Annotated in this window: 19 protein-coding genes and 1 tRNA gene; 5 read left to right on the top strand and 15 right to left on the bottom strand. The window is 37.8% G+C overall.

Going from position 1 to position 15457, the window contains the following annotated elements:
- Positions 1–2: 2 nt before the first annotated feature.
- From pgl to trpS, 13 genes are all read right to left on the bottom strand, one after another.
- Complete coding sequence (pgl, locus tag ACY2A0_RS18500) at positions 3–722, bottom strand: 6-phosphogluconolactonase (protein ID WP_461790858.1); 720 nt, start codon at positions 720–722, stop codon at positions 3–5.
- An 84-nt stretch (positions 723–806) separates the two neighbouring features.
- On the bottom strand, positions 807–2315 hold the full coding sequence (gene zwf, locus ACY2A0_RS18495; RefSeq protein WP_461790857.1) for a glucose-6-phosphate dehydrogenase: 1509 nt from the start codon (positions 2313–2315) through the stop codon (positions 807–809).
- Positions 2316–2483: 168 nt separating this feature from the next.
- Entirely contained in the window at positions 2484–3902 is a 1419-nt protein-coding gene (gene gndA / locus ACY2A0_RS18490; RefSeq protein WP_461790856.1) for an NADP-dependent phosphogluconate dehydrogenase, read from the bottom strand.
- Positions 3903–3914: 12 nt separating this feature from the next.
- On the bottom strand, positions 3915–4238 hold the full coding sequence (locus ACY2A0_RS18485) for a hypothetical protein (protein WP_461790855.1): 324 nt from the start codon (positions 4236–4238) through the stop codon (positions 3915–3917).
- 146 nt (positions 4239–4384) lie between these two features.
- On the bottom strand, positions 4385–4816 hold the full coding sequence (locus ACY2A0_RS18480; RefSeq protein ID WP_461791731.1) for a hypothetical protein: 432 nt from the start codon (positions 4814–4816) through the stop codon (positions 4385–4387).
- 8 nt (positions 4817–4824) lie between these two features.
- Positions 4825–5382: a hypothetical protein gene (locus ACY2A0_RS18475; protein ID WP_461790853.1), complete on the bottom strand. Its 558-nt coding sequence runs from the start codon at positions 5380–5382 to the stop codon at positions 4825–4827.
- 96 nt (positions 5383–5478) lie between these two features.
- Positions 5479–5563 (bottom strand) — tRNA-Ser (locus ACY2A0_RS18470).
- Positions 5564–5693: 130 nt separating this feature from the next.
- Entirely contained in the window at positions 5694–6329 is a 636-nt protein-coding gene (gene pdeM, locus ACY2A0_RS18465) for a ligase-associated DNA damage response endonuclease PdeM (RefSeq protein ID WP_461790852.1), read from the bottom strand.
- Positions 6330–6385: 56 nt separating this feature from the next.
- Positions 6386–6919 carry a hypothetical protein gene (locus ACY2A0_RS18460; protein WP_461790851.1) on the bottom strand — a complete coding sequence of 178 codons (534 nt, stop codon included), beginning with the start codon at positions 6917–6919 and terminating at the stop codon, positions 6386–6388.
- A gap of 31 nt (positions 6920–6950) precedes the next feature.
- Positions 6951–7679: a 3-deoxy-manno-octulosonate cytidylyltransferase gene (gene kdsB / locus ACY2A0_RS18455; RefSeq protein ID WP_461790850.1), complete on the bottom strand. Its 729-nt coding sequence runs from the start codon at positions 7677–7679 to the stop codon at positions 6951–6953.
- Positions 7676–7876 carry a DUF5808 domain-containing protein gene (locus ACY2A0_RS18450; protein ID WP_461790849.1) on the bottom strand — a complete coding sequence of 67 codons (201 nt, stop codon included), beginning with the start codon at positions 7874–7876 and terminating at the stop codon, positions 7676–7678. The genes kdsB and ACY2A0_RS18450 overlap by 4 nt, the downstream gene beginning before the upstream one ends.
- Before the next feature lie 3 nt (positions 7877–7879).
- The gene (locus tag ACY2A0_RS18445) at positions 7880–8494 is read right to left on the bottom strand and encodes a deoxynucleoside kinase (RefSeq protein ID WP_427528975.1); all 615 of its coding nucleotides are present in this window, start codon (positions 8492–8494) and stop codon (positions 7880–7882) included.
- An 84-nt stretch (positions 8495–8578) separates the two neighbouring features.
- Positions 8579–9577 carry a tryptophan--tRNA ligase gene (gene trpS, locus ACY2A0_RS18440; RefSeq protein WP_461790848.1) on the bottom strand — a complete coding sequence of 333 codons (999 nt, stop codon included), beginning with the start codon at positions 9575–9577 and terminating at the stop codon, positions 8579–8581.
- Between the two features lie 212 nt (positions 9578–9789).
- Here trpS and ACY2A0_RS18435 point away from each other — a divergent pair, with 212 nt between their 5' ends.
- The 5 genes from ACY2A0_RS18435 to ACY2A0_RS18415 all read left to right on the top strand — a co-directional run bounded on the left by ACY2A0_RS18435 (position 9790) and on the right by ACY2A0_RS18415 (position 12746).
- Positions 9790–10512 carry a lysophospholipid acyltransferase family protein gene (locus ACY2A0_RS18435; RefSeq protein ID WP_461790847.1) on the top strand — a complete coding sequence of 241 codons (723 nt, stop codon included), beginning with the start codon at positions 9790–9792 and terminating at the stop codon, positions 10510–10512.
- Between the two features lie 70 nt (positions 10513–10582).
- Complete coding sequence (gatC, locus tag ACY2A0_RS18430; protein WP_461790846.1) at positions 10583–10873, top strand: Asp-tRNA(Asn)/Glu-tRNA(Gln) amidotransferase subunit GatC; 291 nt, start codon at positions 10583–10585, stop codon at positions 10871–10873.
- 164 nt (positions 10874–11037) lie between these two features.
- Entirely contained in the window at positions 11038–11796 is a 759-nt protein-coding gene (locus ACY2A0_RS18425; RefSeq protein WP_461790845.1) for an ABC transporter ATP-binding protein, read from the top strand.
- A 96-nt stretch (positions 11797–11892) separates the two neighbouring features.
- Positions 11893–12447 carry a cob(I)yrinic acid a,c-diamide adenosyltransferase gene (locus ACY2A0_RS18420; protein ID WP_461790844.1) on the top strand — a complete coding sequence of 185 codons (555 nt, stop codon included), beginning with the start codon at positions 11893–11895 and terminating at the stop codon, positions 12445–12447.
- 77 nt (positions 12448–12524) lie between these two features.
- A complete protein-coding gene (locus ACY2A0_RS18415; protein ID WP_097129232.1) occupies positions 12525–12746 on the top strand; it encodes a DUF2795 domain-containing protein in 222 nt (73 codons plus the stop codon).
- A gap of 38 nt (positions 12747–12784) precedes the next feature.
- On the opposite strand, the gene ACY2A0_RS18410 is transcribed toward ACY2A0_RS18415, so the two are convergent.
- Both ACY2A0_RS18410 and ACY2A0_RS18405 read right to left on the bottom strand, forming a co-directional pair.
- Complete coding sequence (locus ACY2A0_RS18410) at positions 12785–14383, bottom strand: ATP-dependent DNA ligase (protein ID WP_461790843.1); 1599 nt, start codon at positions 14381–14383, stop codon at positions 12785–12787.
- 2 nt (positions 14384–14385) lie between these two features.
- A complete protein-coding gene (locus tag ACY2A0_RS18405) occupies positions 14386–15411 on the bottom strand; it encodes a ligase-associated DNA damage response exonuclease (protein ID WP_461790842.1) in 1026 nt (341 codons plus the stop codon).
- Positions 15412–15457: the final 46 nt, after the last annotated feature.

Below are 15457 nucleotides of genomic sequence, written 5' to 3'. Positions count from 1 at the left end.
TTTTAGCTCAATAAACTCGCAGCAGCTTCGTCTATAAACCACTGCAAATCTCCGGTTTTAGGCTCAATTAATTGCGAAGGATATTGCGCTACATCTCTCTGATCACCTAAAACATGCTTCAAAGCTTCCGCTTTGTTTTCTCCGAAAGTAATAAACGCGATATGTTTTGCTTGGTTAATTAAAGGCGCTGTCAAACTTACTCGGTTGGTATTGAGTTTTTCAACCCAAACACTTGCAACCGTAGCCTCTGTTTGCTGTACTAAATCGGTATAAGGAAAAATAGAAGCCGTATGTGCGTCATCGCCCATGCCTAATAAAATTAAATCGAAAACTATAGGCTGATTTTGAAAATGCTCATCCAGCTTTGACTTATAGTCGGCTGCCGCTTCTTCTGGCGATAAATTGGTATCTACATAAAAAACATGTCCATCTTTCAGCGATAAGTTATCGAAGAAACTTTCTTTAGCCATTAAGCCATTGTAGTCTTTTTCGAAAGGTAAAACTGTTCTCTCATCTCCGAAAAAGAAATAAGTTTTATCCCAATCAATTTGATCTTTATAGGTTGTAGAAAGCAGTTGATATAAGCCTTTAGGTGAACTTCCACCAGTTAAAACGAAATCAAAACGGCCTTTTTGTTCGATAGCTTCTTTAGCAACGGCAATCGTGTATTGCGCTAATTGCTCATTTAATTCTTCCTGATTTTTAAATATGTTTAGCTTCATTTATTCTTAGATATGAGTATTGAGATATGAGTATTGAGACTGAATTCCAGACTTTCAACTCATAACTCTTAACCTTTAACTTCTTTAATCTTTAATTGGTAAAGTAAACCAGTGGTAGCCATCTCTAGCTATCAAGGCTTCTGCTTCTTCCGGCCCCCAGCTATCAGCTGCATAATTAGGGAAACTTAAAGATTTTTTATTCTCCCAAGTATGGATAATTGGCATTACTAACTCCCAAGCAGCTTCCACTTGATCACCACGCATAAATAAAGTTTGGTCGCCAGTCATCGCGTCAAGCAATAAAGTTTCGTAGGCTTCGGGGCTATCATTTTCGTAAGTACCTTTGTAGTCAAACACCATATCCACCGGGTTAAGTACCATGTCCAATCCAGGGCGTTTAGATTGCACCTGTAATCTAATGCTCATTTCGGGCTGAATGCTGATAATCAAACGGTTTTGCTGCCAAGTTTCAGCCACATTGTTTGAAAAAATATGGTGTGGTACATCTTTAAACTGAATGGTGATAATAGATGAAGTTTGGTTCATCCTTTTGCCAGTTCTTAAATAGAATGGAATACCTTGCCAACGCCAGTTATCGATGAAAAATTTAACTGCAGCAAAGGTTTCGGTATTAGAGTGTGGATCAACTCCATGCTCTGAACGGTAGCCCGGTACTTCTTTGCCCTCAACCCATCCTTTGCTGTACTGACCTCTCACTGCATGTCCGCTAATTTCTTCCGGTTTAAACGGACGAACAGCTCGCAAAACTTCTACTTTTCTGTCCCTAATTTCATCAGCATTAAAAGAAATTGGAGCTTCCATACCTACCAAACACAATAACTGTAGCAAATGGTTCTGAATCATGTCCCTAAGCGCACCAGCACCTTCGTAGTAACCGCCTCTATCACCAACGCCAAGTTGCTCTGTAACCGAGATTTGGATATGTTCGATATAGGTACGGTTCCAAAGTGGTTCAAATAATGAGTTGGCAAAGCGGAAAGCCATCATGTTTTGCACCGTTTCTTTACCCAAATAATGGTCGATACGGTAAATTTGCTTCTCTGTAAAGATGCCGCTAAGTAATAAATTCAGTTCCTTCGCACTTTCTAAATCGTGACCAAAAGGTTTCTCAATTACGATACGGCAATTTTCTTCATTGCCTGTTAATTTATATTTATGTAAGCACTCGGCAATTAATGGAAACAAATTGGGAGCTACAGCCAAATAGAAAATTACTTGTGTTTTTTCGCCGAAATCACTTTCATATCGCTCAATTTCGTTCTTTAAATTTTCGAATGTTTGCTGAACTTTAACATCAATAGGGCAGTAGTGGATATTTTTACTAAACACATCCCATTTGTCTTTCTTCACCTTTCCACTTCTAGAAAATTCATTGATGCTATGAAGCATTTCTTTTTGGTATTTATCGTCGGTGAATGCCGTACGACCAGTGCCGATAATGGCGAATTTTGAAGGCATATAACCTTCAGTGTATAAATTGTACAGCGCCGGCGCCAGTTTTCTTTTGTTTAAATCGCCAGTACCGCCAAATATTACAAATATAGTGGGGTTAAGTTTACTTGCTTTTTTCATTGCTTTTTTTGTTACCACGAAAACATAAAGAAAACCAAAACATCTCTTTGATTACCTGAATGTAAACGATAAAACTTTTGCTCCTATTTTTTGCAGCAGATGGACAGATTATCAATTTTCAAAAAAATCATTGCACATCTGCAGCTAGTTCATTTTTACTTGTGAATTTTAACTTAATTTATTCCATTCTGCATGAAATACACCTTCACTATCGATGCGCTCGAAAGTGTGTGCTCCAAAATAATCACGCTGTGCCTGAGTTAAGTTAGATGGCATTCTGCCTGTTTTTAGCGTATCGAAATAAGTAATCGCCGCTGCATAACATGGAACAGCTATTCCTGCCGTAATTGAAGCTGCAATTACGCTACGTGTATGCTTTAAACCAGCTCGAATTTTTTGTTGAATGGCAGCATCTTGGTATAAGTGCTCCAAATTTGGATTCTTTTGATAAGCCTCGTACATATCTTGTAAAAACTCGGCACGAATGATACATCCACCTCTCCAAATTTTAGCAATTTCAGCCATGTTTAAATCGTAGTTGTATTCTTTAGAGGCTTTCCAAAGCAAGTGCATGCCTTGAGCGTAAGCAGATACCATTGAGAAGAAAAACGCTTCCTCTAGCTGCGCTTCAAAATCACCGGCATTTTCAATGCTGTTGGCTTTTCCAAATGCACTTTCTAATTCTACCCTAAGCTCTTTTAATTTGGATAAATTTCTAACAGCAACAGACGCGTCAATGGTATTTAATGGCACCTCAACGTCCATTGCAATTTGCGAAGTCCATTTTCCAGTACCTTTTGATTTCGCTTGATCTTTGATTTCATCTACCAATAAATTACCAGTCTTCTCATCTTTAAATAAAAATACATCTTTAGTAATTTCCATTAAAAATGATTTCAAACGACCGTTGTTCCATTTTTCAAACACTTGTTGTATTTGCGTATTGTTATAACCTAAGCCATTTTTAAGGATGTCATAAGTTTCAGCTAGTAGTTGCATTATAGCGTACTCGATACCATTGTGTGTCATTTTTACGAAGTGCCCTGAAGCTCCAGGACCAATATATGCAACACAAGGCTCCCCATTTACTTTCGCAGCAACAGCTTCAAGTACATCTTTAATTACTGGATAAGCCGTTTTTTCGCCACCAGGCATTAAGCTCGGTCCAAATCTAGCACCTTCTTCGCCGCCCGAAATTCCCATCCCGAAGAAACGAAAACCTTTTTCAGCTAATTCTTTTGATCTTCTTGTTGTATCGGCATAATACGAATTTCCACTATCAATAATAATATCACCCTCGTTCAAAAGAGGTGTAATTTCATTAATTACATCATCAACAATTTTTCCGGCCGGCACCAATAGAATAATAGTTTTTGGCGAAGTCAAGCTGGCAACAAAATCTTCCACCTTTGCAAAACCTTTAAGGTTGTGTGCTTTACCTTCTTCTTCCAATAATTGCAACATCTTTTCACTTTTGTCGTGTCCAGTTACTGAAAATCCGTGATCTGCCATGTTAAGCAGTAGGTTTCTGCCCATGGTGCCTAAACCGATCATTCCAAAGTTATAGGTGGTGTTTGTAGTGCTCATCTTATATGATTATTATTCTTGGTGTTTAAATTCGAAATCTATCAATTTTGCTTTTTTATTGGCGATTATACCAATTGCTCTATTACTCGTGATATCATAGAAATTCAACGTATCTTTTTCTTTGAACTGCCTTTTGAGGATGCAATAAATTTGAAGACATTTCATCCAATTGATGGCCGCGGGCTCATCTTTCCAAAGTTTTGGAAAAAGGAAAATGGAATTGTGTTTAATATCGATGAGCTTTTTTTCAAGCAATGATTTTACGTTGGCTAAAATCTTAGCGGATTGCTGCGCTTGATTAGCAGTTACCGTAGTTTTTTTATTGGCGTAAAACATGTTGCTAATTTACTAACATTTACCGTATTTTCCATCTAAGAATTGCCTTTATTTGGTATTGTTTCTGCCAAATTTGATGCTGTCTTAACGTTCTACCAAGCTTCGGGTTTGTGAAATACTTTCCGCTTGCACTAATGTTAAAGAGTTCAATTTCTTTTGTTAACGATGATTTTTCGAAGCTGCAAAATTCCATTGGTAAGATGTTGTTTTGGGCTAAAAAAAGGAAGGCTAAGTACTGATAACAGTGATATTCCGGCAGAAGCTCCTAAAGCGCCGCCGTATCCGTTAAAAAAGCTACTGGTGTTTAAATAGATGATGGCAAACACAAATCCTGAAATCGCTAGTTTGAAATAACTGTTTACTATTTTCTTGGATGCCATTCCGATGAAAGAGCCGCCTATAAAAACCACGGGAATATTTCTTGTAAGCGTAGCTGATAAAATATCGGGAAAGTAATGAAACAGCAATGCAACAATTAGCGCTAACAATGCGGAAGATCTTACAGCACCTTGTTTAAGGCTGTGGTTAACGTAGAAAGTCAGCATGGCTGCTAAAATTGCGGTAAATATGTAAACCAATGAGTTTATCATTTAAATAGCAGAAAAAATATAAACGATGTAATGGTAACGGCGGTGAATGCGATAGTGCCCAGCTTGCCCCCAAGTCCGTTGAATAAGCTTTTGGAGACTAACAGCAGTACGCCCGCAAAAAATGAAGCCGCTAACACGAAATAAATGGATGATGCAATGTTTAAGCTTGTCATCCCAATGAAAGCACCGCAATAAAATGTGGCAGGTAACTGCTTTAGATAAGTAGATCTTGTATTTATAGATGGTATAAATGAGGCTGCAGTGCCAACCAAACCAGCTGCCATTACAGGACCCAAGCTTAAATAATGATTCAGATAGTAGCAAATTAAAGCACCTGCGGGTATCCAAATCACAATAAGAATATGCTCATGTAAATTGGTTCGGTGATGTATAGGTGCCTTAAAGTAAGATATGAGAATCAGTACGCTCAGTAGAATAATGATAATGGGAGTGTAGCTGTTTTGTAGTTTTTCAAAGAAAATGGCAGCTAAAAAGAACAACTGTACAAAAAATGTAAGTGCGATAGTAACTAACCTAATTTTCTTCTTTGCCATTGATAAAATTGCCCTTGCTTTGTGATACCCTAAAGGAAACAAAAAGGCACAAAAAAAGCCCATTAACTAAATAAGGGCTTGCTTTGTTTATTTCCGCGGAAAGTGAGGGATTCGAACCCCCGGTCCTGTGACAGACAACGGTTTTCAAGACCGCCGCATTCGACCACTCTGCCAACTTTCCGGGGACAAAAGTACAAACTCTGAGCGATTCTGCAAACTTTGATTAAAAAAATGTTAACCAAACATTGAATTTTGGTGGTTTTTTGAGTTTACTTCCTTGTAAATTAGTAAGTTGTGCCGACGAATATTTTTTAAATTTCTACAATTTTAGAAGGCGTTACCGCATAAATAGCATCATTTTCCCTAGCTTGCACCAATTGTAATCCAGTAAAAGTGCTGAATGCAGGAAGGATAGCGTATTCATTTCCGAAGTAGAAGCAAGGAAGTTTAATGCTCTGCTTGGCTTTGTTGTACATCCTTACGCCCGGATGGATATGCCCGCCTATGGAGTACAGTGGGGAGTCGCACTTGAAAGCGTCGTGAATGAAACAGAAGTTATTGGTTTGGTAGGTAGGATCTTTTACCGTCACCTTTGAATCAGCATAAATATCATCATGTTGCTTGTCGTGGTTTCCCTTCACCAAAATGAATTCGATACTGCTAAATTGCTGCCTCCAAGCTATAAATTCATCAATTTCCGAATTATGATCGCTATGGAACATATCGCCATTAATCAGCAGTATTTTAGGTTGGTATTGGTGCAGCAGTGCTGATAACCGATCTAAATCATTTTTTGAAACTGCGTTGGGGATTGCCAATCCGGATTTACGAAAATGTGCCGCTTTTCCTAAATGTAAATCGCTAATGGCTAACAATTTTTCGTTTGGCAAATACAGTGCTCGTTCCTTATCTAAAATTAATTCTTCTCCTCTAAACGATATTTTCACGCTGTAAATTTACGCAGTAAAAAGCTAATATTTGTAGTATTTTTGCTAAAATTAACTCAGCAGCATTTATAATAAACCTTTACTTTTTGCTCTTTAGCCGACCAAGCAATGTAATAACTCTTGTCTTTACTAAATCGATATTCAAAGCCGTTTAAATTGGATTTTTTTAGTTCGTTATAAAAAGCAACGTCAGGTACATTTTTGTCCGGATTATCATTTTCCATAACTGCAGGCTCTAAAAAATGCTTTTCGTCGAAAAAATAGCTGACTTCCTCCTTTAGAAAGTTGACTTTATCTTCGTCGTCCTTCATTTCGGCGCTAGCTAAGTAATTTTTAAGTAGCTCATTTGCGCTAACTTCTTGTTTGTAAAGTTCAGTTCCATTAAACGAGCTAATGGTAAATACCAATTTCATTTCGTTAAGCTGTTTTCCAATAATGGCTACTTTAAAGGTATCTAGTTTTGTAGTGTCGGAGAAGGCATAAGTAGCAGTCTTAACCAAATCTTCAGGGTTTACTTCTTTTGATTTTGGAGACTTACAGGCATAAACGAAGCCAATAATTAAAACTAAAAGGGTAATTTTTTTCTTCACGAGAGTAGCTTTTTGAAATTCAATATAGCTATTATTTAGAAATTTTCTTCAAATCTTCTGGCGTATCAATAGCAATAGTTTCTAGTTGGGTTACTTTGGTTTTGATGGTAAAGCCGTTTTCCAACCAGCGTAATTGTTCCAAGCTTTCTGCCATTTCTAAAGATGAAGGTTGTAGTTTTGTAATGGCCAACAGTACATCTCTTCGATAGCCATAAATGCCAATATGCTTATAAAACTGATGTTTGTTGATCCATTCCTGTTTTTCGGCACTGCGAATGAAAGGAATAGTCTGCCTACTGAAATACAGCGCTTCTTGTCGACTGTTGATGGTTACCTTTGGAATATTGACATTAAAAAGCTCCTCTTCGGTACTGATTTCTTTGATCAACGTAGCTAATTGCGTTTCTTTATCTGTGAAGCAAGTGCTTAAAAGTTCAATTTGTTCTGGACTGATATATGGTTCATCACCTTGAATATTAATAATGATATCGTATTCAGGTAATTGGGCAGCAACTTCGGCACAACGGTCGGTTCCGCTTTGGTGAGCAGGGGAGGTCATTACATATTTACCACCAAAGTTGGTCACTTCTTCCGCAATACGCTCATCATCAGTTGCCACAACTACTTCCGCCAGTCCTTTGGTTTTAATGGATTGCTCATAAACCCGTTGGATCATGGTTTTGCCGTAAATATCAACTAAAGGTTTCCCAGGGAAACGGGTAGAGGCATAACGGGCCGGAATAATACCTATAATTTTCATGATGATGAGATGAGTTGAAAAATGATGAGCAATGCGACCAATGCTAAAAAAATATAACCAGCGGGATGGGCAAAGTTAAAAGTCCAACCCATTACTGGGATGCGTTTAGGCACAATTAACCGATGATCTTGTCTATTGTAATAGAAGATACCCCATTTCCAGTTGTCTGGATTACCGTGCTGAAAGTCCTTACTCATCAATTAAAATAATCCGTTGATTTCTGCTTCTATAGATTGGATCACCGCTCCCAGGTCTTCTGGATTATTGGTGAAATCAAGCTTATCCTTATCCAAAATCAGCAACTTACCTAGCTTGTAGTTTTTTATCCAAGCTTCATATTTTTCATTCAATTTAGATAGGTAATCGATTCTGATACTCGCTTCATATTCTCTGCCACGGCGCTGGATATTATTTACCAAAGTTGGTACTGATGCCCTTAGGTACACTAGCAAATCTGGTGGCTTGATAAATGAAGTGATGTTATCAAATATCGCTCGGTAATTATCGTGATCACGACTAGTCATCAGACCCATTTCGTGCAAATTATCTGCAAAAATGTGCGCATCTTCATAAATCGTACGATCTTGTATTACGTTACGTTTCTTATTTTCAATATCTACTATCTGCTGAAACCGACTGTTCAAAAAGTAAATTTGTAGGTTAAAGCTCCAGCGTTTCATATCGCTATAAAAATCCTCTAGATAAGGATTGTTATCTACCGCTTCATATAGGGCTTCCCATCCGTAGTTTTTGGCCAATAAGCCAGTTAAAGTTGTTTTTCCAGCACCTATGTTGCCTACAATTGCTATATGCATATTTTAGTATTGAGTATAAAGTATTGCGTATTGCGATTGGCGTTTTATCTCATTACGCAAACCGCAATACACAATACTACGAAATTAAAAACTTTTAAAACCTATTAGTTCGCGAACTTCTTTAATAGTGCGTTGAGCACTTTCTCTAGCTTTTTCAGCTCCAAGGCGTACTACTTTTTGTAGATATGCACTGTCGTTTGCGATATCATTGATACGTTCTCTCATTGGCTCAGTAGCAATTACCATATCCTCAGCTAATTGTTTTTTGAAATCACCGTAGCGTATTGCCATTTTATTGTACAAACCATCAAAATGCGCTAAAGTATCTTCTGTTGAAACAATTTTCATCAAATCAAACAAATTCTGAATCGCTTCCGGTTTTTGTTGGTTTTCTTCCGTTGGTCCGCCATCAGTAACTGCCCTAGACACTTTTTTACGAATAGCTTCAGGCGTATCTGAAAGATAAATGCAGTTGGCGTCGCCTTCTGATTTGCCCATTTTTCCTTTGCCATCTAAACCTGGTACTTTTACTAATTTATCTGTATAGCTAAATGCGTAAGGTTCAGGAAAATACTCTTGGTTATATAAACGATTAAATCGGTTTCCGAAAGTACGTGCCATTTCCAAATGCTGCTCCTGGTCTTTTCCAACGGGAACTTTTGTGGCTTTATGGATGAGGATATCAGCCGCCATTAAAACAGGGTAAGTCAATAGGCCAGCGTTTACGTTATCCGGGCTTGACCTCACTTTATCTTTAAATGAAGTTGCTCTTTCTAATTCGCCCAAATAAGCATTCATATTTAGGTAAAGGTACAATTCAATGATTTCTGGAACATCTGATTGTACGTAAATCGTACTTTTTTCAGGGTCTAAACCGCAAGCAAGGTAATCTACCACCACATTTTTGATGTTGCCGTGTAGGTTTTCTGGAGTAGGATGTGTTGTTAACGAATGCCAATCAGCAATGAAAAAATAGCAGTTATATTCTTCCTGCATTTTGATGAAGTTCTTTACAGCACCATAATAGTTGCCCAAATGTAATTTTCCAGTGGATCTTATCCCGCTAACAACTGTTTCTTTCATAGTGGCCGAAATTAGTGAAAAAACTGACAAGAGAGAAGAATGTTGATACTTGTAATGGTAAATTATAAGCTTTTGACAATTGCCGCCCAATACGATCGCAGCGTTGTAAGAAATTCCTTTAGTAAACGTGTTAAAATCCGCTGTTTAAACTTATGTGAACGATTTTTAAAAAAACGTAACGCTATTAAGCCAAAATTGTATTTTTGGTATTGATGATTAAATTGCTCCGCAAGCTGCATTGGGCATGGTGCCTATTTTGCCTATTTCTGTTTTTTGTGTTGTTTTGGCCGTTTTACTACTGGTTTACCAGGCATCCACGTTATTATGGCATACTTAATAAGTTTAGAACCATCCATTCGTTTACTGCAGCGGCACTTTCCGGTATCTTTATTAAATTTGATTTTACAGAGAAGCTTGATCCTAAACAAACCTATATTTTCTGTGCAAATCACACCTCCAATCTCGATATCATCATCTTTTGTATCTTAGCCAAAGGCAGGTATCATTTTATGGGGAAAGAAGAATTGATGAAAAACCCTTTGCTTGGTATATTTTTTAAAACAATTGATATCGCAGTCTCCAGAGAGAGTAAAATATCATCGTTTAGGGCATTTAAAAAAGCCGCGGACAATTTAGAAAGTGGAATGAGCTTAATTATCTTCCCTGAGGGAAAAATAGATGATGCTTATCCTCCAATTTTGCATGATTTCAAGAGTGGACCGTTCCGATTAGCCATTGAAAAAAATATCCCAATTGTTCCGGTAAGTGTAACCAATGCATGGAAAGTGATGTGGGATGACGGGATGAAGTACGGTACCCGGCCAGGTATTATTAACGTTAAGGTACATCAACCAATTTTAACCAGTATCTTAGCACCTGAAAATGACGAGGTTTTAAGGAACGAAGTTTTCAATATAATTAAAAGCAAATTGTAGATTTAGGTGTTTCCTATTAGTTTTCAATAGTAGGTTTAGTGTAATTTTACAACTTAGGATAATAGAGAAAATGATAATTGATAAAAATACAGTTTATAAAGTAGCCGATTTAGCTCGAATTGAAATTAAGGAGAACGAGGTAGACGACTTGACTCAGGAGATGAACAAGATCCTCACTTTTATGGAAAAGCTAAACGAGCTAGATACTAAAGGTGTAGCACCGCTAGTGTACATGAACGAAGAAACCAATGTTTGGCGGGAAGACGTTGCAGTAAACGAAATTAGCGTTGCTGATGGCTTAAAAAATGCTGCTGTACACAATGAAAGTTTTTTCATGGTTCCTAAGATCATCGAAAAATAGTTTCCAGTTGTCAGGCATTAGGTATCAATTGTAAGGTATCAGTTAACGGCTTACGTATTTAATAAATTGGGATTTAATGAATCAAATCGTACCTCGTAAATCTAAAATCGTAAATCAATTGTAACATTGTGTTGCAGATAATCGTCTAAAAACAAAAAAAAGCAATGCAGAAAGAACTCATCACCATTAAAGATATTGGCCGAAAGTACGTAATTGGCACTGAGGTTATACACGCATTAAAATCTGTGAGTTTAACCATTAATGAAGGTGAGTTTGTGGCGTTGATGGGCCCTTCGGGTTCTGGAAAATCCACCTTGATGAATATTTTAGGCTGTTTGGATACACCAACTAAAGGTGATTATATTCTTAATGGAACCAATGTTAGCCATATGAGCGACAACCAGCTCGCCGAAGTACGTAACAAGGAAATTGGTTTCGTTTTCCAAACGTTCAATTTATTGCCTAGATCAACTTCCTTAGATAATGTTGCTTTACCCTTAATTTATGCAGGTGCTGGTAAAAAGGAGCGTGATGCTCGTGCCCAAAAAGCACTAGAAAGCGTAGGGTTAGGGAATAGGGTAACGCACAAACCTAACGAACTTTCGGGTGGTCAGCGTCAGAGGGTTGCAGTTGCCAGAGCTTTGATTAACAACCCATCTATTATATTGGCCGATGAGCCTACGGGTAACCTTGATACCAAAACCTCCATCGAAATTATGGGCTTGCTTGAGGAAATTCACAGTAAGGGCAACACCATTATTTTGGTAACACACGAGGAAGATATTGCACAACATGCCCACAGAATTGTGCGAATGCGTGACGGGTTGGTAGAAAAGGACTATGTTAACGAGGATGTAAAGTCAGTTTCGCCACGCTTAAAAGCTATACGAGAGAGTGGCAACGATTTCGAGAGTATTGTTTAGTTGTGGACTGTACATTTTAAGTTTTTACGTAGTAGAATTTTCTAATTTTACATCCTAAACGTAAAACTTATTACTTAAACGTATAACTTTCCCTGCATGAAAATTTATACCAAAACCGGAGATAAAGGTCAAACTTCACTTATTGGAGGCACCCGCGTGCCTAAAAACCATATTCGTATAGAAAGTTATGGCACTGTCGATGAACTAAATTCGTACATCGGCTTAATTGCCGCACAAGATATTACCGCTGAAGTTAAACTGCTTTTAAAGGAAATTCAAGATAGGTTGTTTACCGTAGGAGCCTCATTGGCAGCTGATCCAGAAAAGTCTAAAATGAAAATTCCAGATTTATTGGAAAGCGATATCTCTTTGCTAGAAGCAGAGATAGATGCGATGAATGAAGTTTTACCTGAATTAAAACACTTTGTTTTACCCGGTGGAAGTACAACAGTATCTTATTGTCATATAGCTAGGTGTGTTTGTAGAAGGGCAGAGCGGCTAACGGTTGCGTTGGCGGAAAATAGTTTCGTTGACACAAAGGTTACCATTTATTTAAACAGATTGAGCGATTATTTGTTCACTTTAGGTCGCAAATTGGGGCATGATGCAGGTGTTGTGGAAAACATTTGGCTGCCTAGACAAAATAGTTGAAAAAAATATTTGTAATGCTCGTTTTTTTTCACATGTTTTGCGGAAATAGTAATTGACGAATTAATAATAATTAAGATATGTATTGGACCTTAGAATTAGCATCGCATTTGGAAGACGCTCCATGGCCTGCAACTAAAGATGAATTAATTGACTACGCCATTCGTTCAGGAGCACCAGTAGAAGTAATTGAAAACCTACAAGCTTTGGAAGATGATGGTGAGCCTTATGAAACTATTGAAGAAATTTGGCCAGATTATCCAACCAAAGACGATTTCTTCTTTAATGAAGATGAATATTAAAACGAAATCCCGATAGTTATCGGGATTTTTTTATATTATTAGCTATTGGTATTGGCATTTAAAAGCTGCCTTAAATCATCTAAAGTATTAATCTCATCAGCTTTTTTATCTTTTCGCCAACGAGCTATACGTGGAAAGCGTAGCGCTAAACCAGCTTTGTGTCTTTTACTTTCGGCAATGCCTTCAAAAGCAATCTCAAAAACTAATTCTGGTTTTACGGTACGTACCGGACCAAATTTTTCAATGGCATTCTTATTTACGAAGCTATTTACTTCCTTAATTTCTTTATCTGTTAAACCAGAATATGCTTTTGCTATGGTAATCAGCTTGTCGCCGTCTCTTACAGCAAAAGTATAATCAGTATAAAAATTGGCTCGTCTGCCGCTGCCTTTCTGAGCGTAAATCATCACCGTGTCAACAGTGTAGGGATTGATTTTCCATTTCCACCAATCGCCACGTTTTCTTCCAGCATGAAATATCGAATCCATATGTTTTAGCATAATACCTTCGCTATTGATATCTCTTGCTGTTTCTCTAATTTCCGCTAATTCATCCCAGTGATTGAAACTGATTGTTGGTGATAATACTACAATTTGTTTTGTTTCTAGTGAACCTATCAAATTTTCTAACAATGCACGTCTTTTAGCTAGAGGTTGAGTTCTAATATCTTTCGTTTGGTGCTCGAGTATATCGTAAGTATAAAATCCTATGGGTGCGGCATTTAACTGGCTTTTGTTAATGGTTTTTCTGTTAAGCCTTTGTTGTAAGGTGCTAAAAGGTAGTACCATTCCATCTTTTACCGCCAATATTTCTCCATCTAGCACGGTACCATCAGGTAGTTCATCTTTTAGGAAATGTAATTCTGGAAATTGCTCCGTCACCAATTCTTCGCCACGGCTCCATATGAATAGCTCGCCGTTACGTTTCACAATTTGTCCTCTTATTCCATCCCATTTCCACTCGGCCTGCCATTGGCTAGTTTCTCCAAGTTGCGAAGGTTCGTTATCTAATGCATAAGCTAAACAGAAGGGATAGGGCCAGGAATTGTCTGTGTTAACGTGACTTCCAGAGGTAAGCTCTTCATAAGTGATTTGATTGGGCTGCCATTTGCCCATAATACTATGCATTATTTTATTGGTATCGGTGCTGCTTTGTTTTGCTATAGCATTAACGAGCATTTTATTGGAAACACCAATTCTGAAATTTCCAGAAATTAGTTTGTTGAAGATGAATCGCTCTTGTGTAGTTAAGCTGTCCCACGCAGTGATGATATAGGATTTTTTTTGCTCCTCAGTTTGATTTTGCAAATTTGCCAATTCGCTTATCCATTGATGTAAAGGTTTTTCAATGGTGTGTTTTGCAGGAGGCAATACCAATGCTATGGTTTCACTTAAGTCACCAACACTGTGGTAGCTTTCTGTAAAAAGCCATTCTGGAATACCACTAAGTTCAATTGCCCATTGTTTTATAAATGTAGTGGTGATTGGTCGCTTAGGCCTTTTGCCAGTGAACATGGCAATTACATACGGTTTATCTAAAGGGTTAGCTTCGTTAAAATAATTCACCAATGCTTCTATTTTATCGTTGGTTTTATTGCTCAGCTCTAATTCCTGTATCAATTGTGCAAAACGTTTCATAGCTAAGCTTCGGTTTTTTGTTCTTCTTCTATTTGCTCTTCAGCTTCTTCTTCGTCTCCATACTGCGTTTTCACTTCTTCGGCGCTAATGCCAATTTCATTTAAGTACCGACTAAAAATGGCTGTGCTACCATGAGTTACCATCACTTTTTCTGCCTCTGTTGCTTTGATTGCACTGAGTAAACCATCCCAATCAGCATGGTCACTTAGCGCAAATCCGGCGTCGGCACTTCGCCATCTTCGTCCTGCCCTTACTGCCATCCAACCGCTACAAACGCCTGTTGCGGGACTAACTAAGTTTTTAACCCAACGACTATCTGCCAATGCTGGTGGTACAATTACAATTCCTTTTTGCAGCTCATCTTTTTTGATGTCGGCGGTAATTTTAATGGTTTCTGGTAGTTTTACACCACTTTCAGTAAATGCATCGTTTAAGTTTTGTATAGTTTGATGTACAAAAATCGGGTAGTCCGCGTTTAGATTTGTGATGATGCGTTGTGCTTTCCCTAAACTGTACGCCACTAATACGCTGGTTTTGTTTTTAGCATGATTGTTTGCTATCCATTGCTCCATTTGACTGAAGATAGTTTGTTGTGCTTCCCACTTGTAAATGGGTAGTCCAAAGGTGCTTTCTGATACAAAAGTGTGGCACTTAACCGGCTCAAAAGCTGTACTAATGCCGTCGTCTTCTGTTTTGTAATCTCCAGAAACTACTACTATTTCACCTTTATATTCCAATCTAATTTGTGCTGAACCTATCACGTGTCCTGCTGGATGCAAACTGATTTTAACACCGTTAATGGTAATTTCTTCGCCGTAACCCAAGGTCTGTATTTCGTTTTCAATGCCATATCTGGTAGTTAATATAGGTTTAGTAAGATGATGGCATAGGTAGTATTTATTTCCCCAACGAGCATGGTCTGCATGGCCATGAGTGATGATTGCTTTGTCAACCGGTCGCCAAGGGTCAATGTAAAAATTACCTTGTTTACAAAATATGCCCTTATTAGTGAATTGGATTAATGCCATAGGTAATAAACATTTACACTAAGTTATAGTTTTATCAGTAATTGAT

This window comes from Pedobacter sp., from assembly GCF_965249885.1.
In the GTDB taxonomy this organism is placed as follows: domain Bacteria; phylum Bacteroidota; class Bacteroidia; order Sphingobacteriales; family Sphingobacteriaceae; genus Pedobacter.
The sequence above is the reverse complement of the archived record's forward strand: the minus strand, read 5'-3'. Positions and strand labels throughout refer to the sequence as shown.

Bases quoted from the DNA above. Each gene is read 5' to 3' on its own strand.
- pgl (WP_461790858.1), bottom strand. From the start codon at position 722: ATGAAGCTAAACATATTTAAAAATCAGGAAGAATTAAATGAGCAATTA.
- zwf (WP_461790857.1), bottom strand. From the start codon at position 2,315: ATGAAAAAAGCAAGTAAACTTAACCCCACTATATTTGTAATATTTGGC.
- gndA (WP_461790856.1), bottom strand. From the start codon at position 3,902: ATGAGCACTACAAACACCACCTATAACTTTGGAATGATCGGTTTAGGC.
- ACY2A0_RS18485 (WP_461790855.1), bottom strand. From the start codon at position 4,238: ATGTTTTACGCCAATAAAAAAACTACGGTAACTGCTAATCAAGCGCAG.
- ACY2A0_RS18475 (WP_461790853.1), bottom strand. From the start codon at position 5,382: ATGGCAAAGAAGAAAATTAGGTTAGTTACTATCGCACTTACATTTTTT.
- kdsB (WP_461790850.1), bottom strand. From the start codon at position 7,679: ATGAAAATTATAGGTATTATTCCGGCCCGTTATGCCTCTACCCGTTTC.
- ACY2A0_RS18450 (WP_461790849.1), bottom strand. From the start codon at position 7,876: ATGAGTAAGGACTTTCAGCACGGTAATCCAGACAACTGGAAATGGGGT.
- ACY2A0_RS18445 (WP_427528975.1), bottom strand. From the start codon at position 8,494: ATGCATATAGCAATTGTAGGCAACATAGGTGCTGGAAAAACAACTTTA.
- trpS (WP_461790848.1), bottom strand. From the start codon at position 9,577: ATGAAAGAAACAGTTGTTAGCGGGATAAGATCCACTGGAAAATTACAT.
- ACY2A0_RS18435 (WP_461790847.1), top strand. From the start codon at position 9,790: ATGATTAAATTGCTCCGCAAGCTGCATTGGGCATGGTGCCTATTTTGC.
- gatC (WP_461790846.1), top strand. From the start codon at position 10,583: ATGATAATTGATAAAAATACAGTTTATAAAGTAGCCGATTTAGCTCGA.
- ACY2A0_RS18425 (WP_461790845.1), top strand. From the start codon at position 11,038: ATGCAGAAAGAACTCATCACCATTAAAGATATTGGCCGAAAGTACGTA.
- ACY2A0_RS18420 (WP_461790844.1), top strand. From the start codon at position 11,893: ATGAAAATTTATACCAAAACCGGAGATAAAGGTCAAACTTCACTTATT.
- ACY2A0_RS18415 (WP_097129232.1), top strand. From the start codon at position 12,525: ATGTATTGGACCTTAGAATTAGCATCGCATTTGGAAGACGCTCCATGG.
- ACY2A0_RS18410 (WP_461790843.1), bottom strand. From the start codon at position 14,383: ATGAAACGTTTTGCACAATTGATACAGGAATTAGAGCTGAGCAATAAA.
- ACY2A0_RS18405 (WP_461790842.1), bottom strand. From the start codon at position 15,411: ATGGCATTAATCCAATTCACTAATAAGGGCATATTTTGTAAACAAGGT.